The sequence below is a fragment of the Elusimicrobiota bacterium genome (assembly GCA_040757695.1).
In the GTDB taxonomy this organism is placed as follows: domain Bacteria; phylum Elusimicrobiota; class UBA8919; order UBA8919; family UBA8919; genus JBFLWK01.
This window is the reverse complement of record JBFLWK010000022.1, coordinates 21,693-30,886: the sequence shown is the minus strand read 5'-3', so window position 1 is coordinate 30,886 and position 9,194 is coordinate 21,693. Positions and strand designations below refer to the sequence as shown.

10 protein-coding genes are annotated in these 9,194 nt (G+C 35.8%); all 10 read left to right on the top strand.

Going from position 1 to position 9,194, the window contains the following annotated elements; genetic code table 11:
* Positions 1–335: 335 nt before the first annotated feature.
* The 10 genes from AB1349_05870 (at position 336) to AB1349_05825 (ending at position 9,193) form a co-directional block, all read left to right on the top strand.
* Complete coding sequence (locus tag AB1349_05870; GenBank protein MEW6556868.1) at positions 336–536, top strand: cold shock domain-containing protein; 201 nt, start codon at positions 336–338, stop codon at positions 534–536.
* 184 nt (positions 537–720) lie between these two features.
* Positions 721–3,330, top strand: coding sequence for a preprotein translocase subunit SecA (gene secA, locus AB1349_05865; protein ID MEW6556867.1), 2,610 nt, complete (start codon positions 721–723; stop codon positions 3,328–3,330).
* Between the two features lie 3 nt (positions 3,331–3,333).
* On the top strand, positions 3,334–4,248 hold the full coding sequence (locus tag AB1349_05860; GenBank protein ID MEW6556866.1) for a DNA methyltransferase: 915 nt from the start codon (positions 3,334–3,336) through the stop codon (positions 4,246–4,248).
* Positions 4,245–4,949, top strand: coding sequence for an MvaI/BcnI family restriction endonuclease (locus AB1349_05855; protein ID MEW6556865.1), 705 nt, complete (start codon positions 4,245–4,247; stop codon positions 4,947–4,949). The genes AB1349_05860 and AB1349_05855 overlap by 4 nt, the downstream gene beginning before the upstream one ends.
* Positions 4,950–4,961: 12 nt before the next feature.
* On the top strand, positions 4,962–5,363 hold the full coding sequence (locus tag AB1349_05850; GenBank protein ID MEW6556864.1) for a secondary thiamine-phosphate synthase enzyme YjbQ: 402 nt from the start codon (positions 4,962–4,964) through the stop codon (positions 5,361–5,363).
* A 16-nt stretch (positions 5,364–5,379) separates the two neighbouring features.
* Positions 5,380–5,658, top strand: coding sequence for a four helix bundle protein (locus AB1349_05845; protein MEW6556863.1), 279 nt, complete (start codon positions 5,380–5,382; stop codon positions 5,656–5,658).
* Positions 5,591–5,743: a four helix bundle protein gene (locus AB1349_05840; GenBank protein MEW6556862.1), complete on the top strand. Its 153-nt coding sequence runs from the start codon at positions 5,591–5,593 to the stop codon at positions 5,741–5,743. The genes AB1349_05845 and AB1349_05840 overlap by 68 nt, the downstream gene beginning before the upstream one ends.
* 44 nt (positions 5,744–5,787) lie before the next feature.
* Positions 5,788–6,492 carry an NAD+ synthase gene (locus tag AB1349_05835; protein MEW6556861.1) on the top strand — a complete coding sequence of 235 codons (705 nt, stop codon included), beginning with the start codon at positions 5,788–5,790 and terminating at the stop codon, positions 6,490–6,492.
* Complete coding sequence (gene lnt, locus AB1349_05830; GenBank protein ID MEW6556860.1) at positions 6,489–7,976, top strand: apolipoprotein N-acyltransferase; 1,488 nt, start codon at positions 6,489–6,491, stop codon at positions 7,974–7,976. Before AB1349_05835 ends, lnt begins: the two co-directional genes overlap by 4 nt.
* The gene (locus AB1349_05825; protein ID MEW6556859.1) at positions 7,976–9,193 is read left to right on the top strand and encodes an HD domain-containing phosphohydrolase; all 1,218 of its coding nucleotides are present in this window, start codon (positions 7,976–7,978) and stop codon (positions 9,191–9,193) included. Before lnt ends, AB1349_05825 begins: the two co-directional genes overlap by 1 nt.
* Position 9,194 lies beyond the last annotated feature (1 nt).

Sequence of the window (9,194 nt, the reverse complement as noted above, 5' to 3'; positions counted from 1 at the left end):
GCTTTCACGTCAATTTTTTATAGGTTCCTTTATAATATGTCTCAGCATTTATTAGCAAGCGTGTCTGATGAATCAGACCACCCTATTTCTCATTAGAGAAATGGGAAATTTGCCAAACTACAGTAATATATTATGTGCGGTTTGATACCGCAAAACAGTTAGCGTTAGTTTTGCGTGTAAGTTTAGCGGTACTTCTGCACGGAATGTTTAAGAGTATGCGAATAAAATACGAATAAAGACAAATCTCACGAATAAATGCGAATATTCGTAATAAATTCGTGAGGTGTTAAAAAATTCGTGATAATTCGTAATTCTTAAGAGGAGGAGCAAAGTAGATGCGTGGTAAAGTGAAGTGGTTTAATGACTCCAAAGGCTACGGCTTCATAGCGAAAGAAGATGGGTCAGGCGATGTGTTCGTTCACTTTTCGGCTATCGGCGGCGATGGGTTCAAATCGCTCGCAGAAGGCGATGCAGTAGAGTTTGATGTGGTGGATTCTGATAAAGGTCCTAAAGCAGCAAATGTAAAAAAAGTTTAATGAACATATAAAAAAACAAAAAACCAGTTCTGTTCAATTCAGGATTGGTTTTTTTTTATTTACAATTTTTACTATTTTTTGTAAAATATATTTTGCAGTATAGGGATTTCATTAAATTTGGACGCAGAGGAACGCAGATTAAATCCTGATTTTTCTGCGAAAATCTGCGTCTTAATTATCTTGTATGTTAAATTATATTTTTAGAAAAATTTTTGGTACGAAATCAGAACGGGATATCAAAAAAATTCTGCCTGTTATTTTACAGATAAACTCGTCTGAAGAAAAAATCAAAAAATTATCGGATGATTCACTAAAACTGAAAACAGACGAGTTCAAAAGCCGGCTCGCACAGGGCGAAACAATGGAACAGATTATTCCAGAAGCATTCGCATGTGTCAGAGAGGCATCAAAACGAACAATCACATTAAGGCATTTTGATGTCCAACTTATCGGCGGCATAATTCTGCATCAAGGCAAAATCGCAGAGATGAAAACTGGTGAAGGAAAAACACTTGTTGCAACACTGTCTGTATATTTGAACTCCCTGACTGGTAAAGGTGTCCATATCGTTACTGTCAATGATTATCTTGCGAAACGCGACCGGTTCTGGATGGGACCGATTTACGAATTTTTAGGATTAACTGTAGGATATATTCAGCATGATATGGAAGATGTAGAACGCCAAAAAATGTATCAGTGTGATGTGACATATGTTACAAACTCAGAAATAGGTTTTGATTATCTTCGTGACAATATGAAACGCTCAAAAGAAGAACGGGTTTTAAGGGAACTGAATTATGCGATTGTGGACGAGGTGGATTCTATTCTGATAGACGAGGCACGAACACCGCTTATTATTTCAGGCCCTGCTGAAGAATCAACCGACAAGTATTATATCATCAATCGGCTGGTGCCACATCTGAAAGGAAAATTTATCACGGAGGCAGAAGAGATTGATGCGAAATATAAAGGGATTGATTTGTCCGTCGGGTATGATTATATCGTGGATGAAAAAAATCATACTGCAACACTTACGCAACAGGGTGTCCAAAAATGCGAAAAAATGCTCGGCATAAAAAATCTGTATGACGATATTCAATCGGAATGGGTTCATCATATAAATCAGGCACTTAAAGCACATAATCTTTTTAAACGAGATGTGGATTATGTTGTCAAAGATGGCGAAGTTGTGATTGTTGACGAGTTCACAGGACGACTGATGCCAGGTCGGCGGTGGTCGGAAGGACTCCATCAGGCGGTTGAAGCGAAAGAAAATTTGAGAATCGCCGAAGAAAACCAGACGCTTGCTACAATCACATATCAGAATTTTTTTAAGTTATACAAAAAACTGGCAGGAATGACCGGGACCGCTATGACGGAAGCAGGCGAGTTCTGGCATATCTATAAACTTGATGTCGTTGAAATACCAACGAATATGCCAATGATACGGGATGATTCGCCGGATGTTATTTATAGAACAGACCGCGAAAAATATGAGGCAATCTTGAATGAGATTGAAGAGATGTACAAAAGCGGACGACCTGTACTTGTCGGGACACGTTCAATAGAAAAAAACGAAAAAATGGCAGCAATGCTGAAAAAACGAGGTATTCCACACCAAATACTGAACGCAAAATATCACGAGCAGGAAGCACAAATTATTGCCCAAGCAGGCCGAAAAAAAGCGGTAACAGTCGCAACAAACATGGCAGGTAGAGGAACCGATATCGTTTTAGGCGGGAATCCACCCGATGCTGTGGAACAAGCAGAAGTAAAAAAATTAGGCGGACTCCATATTCTTGGCACAGAACGACACGAAGCACGCAGAATTGATAACCAGTTAAGAGGTCGCAGTGGCAGACAGGGTGATATGGGCTCGTCAAGATTTTATCTTTCTTTAGAAGATGAACTGATGCGGCTGTTTGGTTCGGATAGAATCGCACCAATTATGGAAAAACTTGGTATGAAAGAAGGCGAAGTGATAGAGCATCCGCTTGTTTCTCGCGCGATAGAAAATGCACAGCGAAAAGTTGAGGAGATGAATTTTGAGATACGAAAAAATCTGCTGGAATACGATAATGTGATGAGCAAACAGCGTGAAGTGGTTTATTCATTAAGAAACTCTATATTTGAAGGGCTTTCTGTTTCGGAAAAAATTCGGGAGATGATAGAAGAATCCTTAGACGAAAAACTTGAACTTTACTGCCCTAAAAAAGAATATCCTGAAAAATGGGATTTGGAAGCAATCTTAAATTGGTTAATGAGAACATTCGGACTTGAATTAAAATTCTCCAAAGAAGAAATTACATCATTAAATCAAGAATCATTCAAACAAACACTATTGGAAAAAATCAGAGAGATTTATGCCCGACGAGAAATTGAGTTCACAAAAGAAATTTATGAGAATATACAACGCCAGGTAATGCTTCAGGTGATTGATACTGCGTGGAAAAATCATCTGTATGATTTAGACCAACTGCGTAAAGGCGTTGGACTGCGCGCTTACGGACAGAAAGACCCGCTTGTTGAATACAAAAAAGAATCACTTTCTCTTTTTATGACGATGATGGACCGTATCCGCGAAGAAACAGTAGAATACATATTCAGAGTTCAAATGATGCCCCAACCAAGAATTCGGATTATGCCAAAAGTTCCTTCGGCTATCCTGACTCCACAAACACAAAGAACCCAACAGACACAACAAACTCTAATAAGTATGCCAAAAAAAATCGGGCGCAACGACCCTTGTCCCTGTGGTAGCGGCAAAAAATACAAAAAATGCTGTGGAAAATAAAATATGAAAAAAAAGAAAAGTAAAGTTGCTGAAATGTCGATAGTATACGAGGCAAATACTGTTGATATACCACATGTAAAAACTTGTGATTGCACTGGTAATCGTATAAACTGTTTAACCGCAAAAGATTGGATTAAAAATCAAGTCGCTGTTTGGGAATTTTATTACGAAAAAAGAGATATAAGAGATAAAGATATTCACCCTGCAGTTTTTCCAATAGCATTACCTAAAAAATGTATTGAACTTTTTACCCATAGAGGAGAATTAGTTTTGGACCCGTTTGTGGGAATAGGAACAACTTTAATAGCGGCAAGAGAACTTGGCAGAAATGCTGTCGGTTTTGATTTAAATAAAAAATACACCGACTTTGCAAAAAAAAGATTGTCTCAACAAGAACTGGAATTTGAAAAAACAAAACAGATAATAATAAACGACGATGCAATAAATATTCCAAAATATATTTCTGAAAATACAGTTGCATTAGTAGTTACCTCACCACCATATGCTAATATGTTAAATCATCAAAGATTGAATAAAAGCATCCGGGCAGATTTGCGAGAAAACAAATATTTCAAAAAAATTCAGCAGTATTCAAACAATCCGAGAGATCTTGGGACTATGAAACCCAAAGAGTATTCAAAAAATCTTGCTGAAATTTATAAAGGAATATTACCACTTTTGAAACCGAAAGCACATTGTATTATAAATATAAACGATTTGTGGGAAAATAATAAACGATACCCAACACATAGTTATGCAATTGAAGAAATGCAAAATGTGGGTTACGAATTGCGAAACATTATCATTTGGGATAAAAGAAATTTAGTCAATAATGTTGGCATATTTGGCTGGCCAAGTAATTATATTACACTCAGCACAACATTTGAATACATACTTGATTTTTGGAAACCTTTATGACTTACAATGAGTTTGCAAAAAAACTAAAAGAAATAAATAAGATGGGATATATTAAAACTCACCGAGCAGGACATATAGGTATTGGGAAAACATTAGAGGATTTATTGGGAATTAAAGAAAATAATGTTCCAACTCCAAATTGTGCACGGTCAGAACTGAAATCTGCCAGAAAAAATGCAAAAAGTATGCTTACCTTATTTACAAAATCGCCATTGCCGGCAAAAGCAAATTCGGTCTTATTAGAAAAATTTGGTTATGAATCAACAAGAAAAAATGGTAGAAACGAACTTCATACAATGGTAAATGCTATTGATTTCAATCAATTAAAAGGAAAACCGGGATTTAAGATAGAAATTAAAAATGAAATGGTAAATCTTGTTTCATTCGGTGATGAAATTTTAGGTTATTGGGACAAGGATACTTTACAAAAATCATTTGAAAGAAAAATACCAAGATTAACATATGTTAAGGCAGATTCAAGAGGAATCGGTTTAGATGAAGAGTTCTGGTATAACGAGGCGTGGCTTCTAAGCGGTTTTGATTTTGATAAATTTGTAAAATTGTTGAAAGAAGGAATAATCAAAGTAGACATAAGAATCGGACAATATCCCGACGGCAAACCACACGACCACGGCACTGGTTTTAGAATTTTTCCAAATGAATTAGATTTGTGTTTTTCAAATAGAAAACGGATTATTTAATTTTCTTAAAAAATGTTTTTCAGAATCAACATAAATACTCACAAGCAGACGGAGTTTGTTGATATAACCGAAATTGTTCGGGAAAAAATTGCTGAAGCGAAAGTTTCAGACGGTGTTTGCGTTGTTTTTGTGCCGCATACTACGGCTGGAATTACAATTAACGAGAACGCAGACCCCGATGTGGTAAAAGATATTCTGATGATGCTTGATAAAAAAATCCCTTTGCGTGATTCTGACTATGAACATTCAGAAGGTAATTCTGCCGCACATATAAAAGCATCACTTATTGGCTCGTCTGTAACAGTGATTATCGCTGATGGCAAACTGCAACTTGGTATCTGGCAGGGAATATATTTCTGCGAATTTGATGGTCCCAGAAGACGAGAAATCTGGATAACAGGGTTTAGGGAATAGGGTTTAGGGAATAGAAATGTTGCAGAGTTACAAAGAATTATATGTCTGGCAGAAAGCATATCAATTAACATTAATTGTGTACAAATTGACAGAAAAGTTTCCTAAAAATGAACAATATGGACTAACTTTGCAAGTAAGAAGATGTGCTGTTTCTATTGTATCAAATATAGCCGAAGGATATCAACGACAACATAATTGGAGAATATATCCAGTTTTTATCTATAGCATTGGGTTCTTGTGCAGAATTGGAAACCCAATTATTGTTAGCAAAAGATTTAAAATATATTTCAGTTGAGGAATCTGAAAAGGCAATAAGTTTAGTTAACGAAGTAAATAAAATGCTCATCGTTTTAACGAAAAAATTAAAATCTAAACCCTGAACCCTATACCCTATACCCTATATCCAGTTAGGAGAATATTTAAAATGAACTGTAAACTATTAGAGCAAAAAATTGTCAATTGGCTGAAGAAAAAAGTCAAAAATACCAAAAAAAACGGGTTTGTTGTCGGGCTTTCAGGCGGGATTGACTCCGCAGTTGTTTCCGTTTTATGTCAGAAAGCGGTTGGTACAAAAAATCTGTTATGCTTGATTTTACCCTGTGAGACATCAAAACAGGATATAGAAACTGCAAAAAGGTTTGCTAAAAAATTTAACCTGATAACAGAAACGGTTGACCTCACAAAAACCTACAAAAACTTTGTAAAAATTTTACCTAACGGTGATAAACTTACAAAAGGAAATCTTAAACCAAGATTGAGAATGCTTACACTTTATTATTTTGCAAATAAATTGAATTATCTCGTTGTAGGCACCGGCAACAAATCAGAACTGTCAATCGGCTATTTTACGAAATACGGCGACGGTGGAGTAGATATTTTGCCAATAGGTAACCTCCATAAATCAGAAGTTAAAAATCTCGCAAAACAGTTAAACATACCTGATGAAATAATTTATAAAACTCCAACAGCTGGACTCTGGACAGGACAAACAGATGAAGGCGAAATAGGAATGACTTATAATGAACTTGAATATCGGCTTAAAAATAAAAAACTGAATAAGAAACTGAAAAAAATGCTCACCTCAGCAAAACATAAATTAGCCCCGCCTGAAATTTTTAAACATAAATGAAAAAAATATTTTTATGTGTTTTATCCGCAATACTGATAATTTTATCGTTCCCCAAAACATCTTTTTGGTTTCTTAGTTGGATTTCGCTTGTCCCACTTTTTTTGGTAATCCAAAATGAAAAACCAAGAAAGGCATTTGTTTATGGAACGCTTACAGGATTTGTTGCCTACTGTGGAATTCTTTACTGGCTTATTCCAACATTTTCAGCCGCCGGCGAACCAAAAATTATTGGTATTATTGTTTTACTTTTACTCGCATTATATCTTGCGAGCTATTATGGTATTTTTTGCTTTCTATATTCTCTATACCCTATACCCTATACCCTATACCCTGCCTTCGTCTGGGTCTCTTTAGAATTTCTCCGCACACATTTATTCACGGGCTTTCCATGGGCGTTGCTCGGATATTCGCAATGGAACTTTTTGCCAATAATACAGATTTCTGAATTTACAGGTATCTATGGTGTATCATTTTTGATTATTTTCGTAAACCTGGCATTTGCAAAAATCCTTATTGAAAAGAAAAAAACTTTATCACTTTATCACTTTATCACTTTATCACTTGTCTTATTCAGTCTGATTTTTGGTCTTTACAAACTCAAGAACATCAGAACATTAGAACATCAGAACATTAGAACTGTCTCTATTCTTCAAGGCAACATTGACCAGTATAAAAAATGGGACGAAAAATACGAACAAGAAATAATAGATACCTATACCCATCTTTCCATTTCTCCATCTCTCCATCTCTCCATCTCTGACCTTATTGTCTGGCCTGAATCGGCAGTTCCCGGCTACTTAAGGAACGACCTAAAAATTTATCCTTGGATTTCACAACTTGCAAAAAAAACAAAAACACAGCATCTTGTTGCTTCAATTGACTTCAAACATAACAAACTTTACAATTCGGCATTTTTGGTATCTGCTGACGGCCAAATCATAGATGAGTATTCAAAAAATCATCTTGTCCCGTTTGGTGAATATATTCCATTAAGAAATTTTTTAGGCAAGTTTATCAAAGTCGTAAATGAAATTGGCGAATTTTCGGCTGATAAAAAATATAATGTAATAAATTCATCCGCTGGGAAACTTGGTGTAAATATCTGTTTTGAAGCGATTTTTGCGAATGAAATAAGAAAATCAGTCAAAAACGGCGCAGAAATTATCGTTAATCTAACAAACGATGGTTGGTATCTAAAAACATCCGCACCATATCAGCATTTTACAATGAATGTTTTTAGAGCAGTAGAAAACAGACGATATGTTGTTCGTGCAGCAAATACAGGTATCTCCTGTTTTATTGAGCCGTCAGGCAGAATAAAGAAAAAAACAGAAATTTTTACAACAACAACGCTTACTGATTCTATCCAGCCTATTAATTATTTAACTTTTTATACCAGCTTCGGCGATATTTTCGCGTATTTCTGTATTATTATTTTAATAATTACTTGTTTTTTTTATTTTTTTGTGTATAATAAAAAGTAATGCTTACAAAAGGGTTTGAAGAACTGTTAAATATAGGGATTGCACTGTCGTCTGAACACAATCTGGATATACTGCTGGATATGATTTTAGCAGAAGCACAAAAATTGACCAATGCCGATAGCGGTTCCATCTATCTCGTTGAAGGCGCTAAACTCATTTTTAAGACCAGCAGGTCAAATACATATTTCAAAAGGTGGGGTGAAAAAAAAACACGCGAAATTTTCAAAAGTTTTGAAATGCCAATTACCAAACAGAGTATCTCCGGCTATGTAGCATTAACCGCCCAACCGCTCAATATTCCTAATGTCCAGAACATTCCTGCCAACTCGGAATATCATTACAATTCAACTCTAGACAAAAAATACGGCTATGAAACGATTTCAATGCTTGTTATCCCTATGCTTAACCGCAACGAACAAATCATAGGTGTTTTGCAACTCATAAATTCAATAGAAGGAGATGTCGTTGTCCCTTTTACTGACGAGCATCAGAAAATAACTACATCTTTTTCTTCACAAGCTGCGGTTGCTATTCAAAATGCAAAACTTACAGAAGAGTTAAAAAGCGCGTATCTGGATACAATTTTCCGGCTTTCAGCTGCTGCAGAATACCGCGATAAAGAAACTGCTAATCATATCAAACGGGTCAGCCATTATTCAAAACTGCTCGCAGAAAAAATCGGGCTTCCAAAAGAAGATACAGAACTGATTTTCTGGGCATCACCGATGCACGATATCGGCAAACTCGGGATACCTGATGCAATACTGCAAAAACCAGGCAAACTTACAGACGACGAACGAAAAATAATGGAACAGCATACTGTAATAGGTGGTATGATATTAAAAGAAGCAACCGCAGAGGTGCTTAAAAAATCAAGAATTATCGCAATAACACATCATGAAAAAGTTGACGGAACCGGCTATCCACAGGGGTTAAAAAGTAATGAGATACCGATAGAAGGTAGAATCGTTGCACTCGCGGATGTCTATGATGCACTCTCATCAAAAAGATGCTATAAAGACCCTTTTCCGGAAGAAAAAGTAATCAGCATTCTGACAGAAAGCAGTGGCGCGCATTTTGATGCTCAACTGGTTGATATCTTTTTATCTAGTATAGATGAAATAACCAAAATCAAAAAACGATACGAAGATACACAAGCCGATCTTGATAAACTTGTAGATCTTAATAGTATAAATATTATGGAGTTGTTGAAATAAT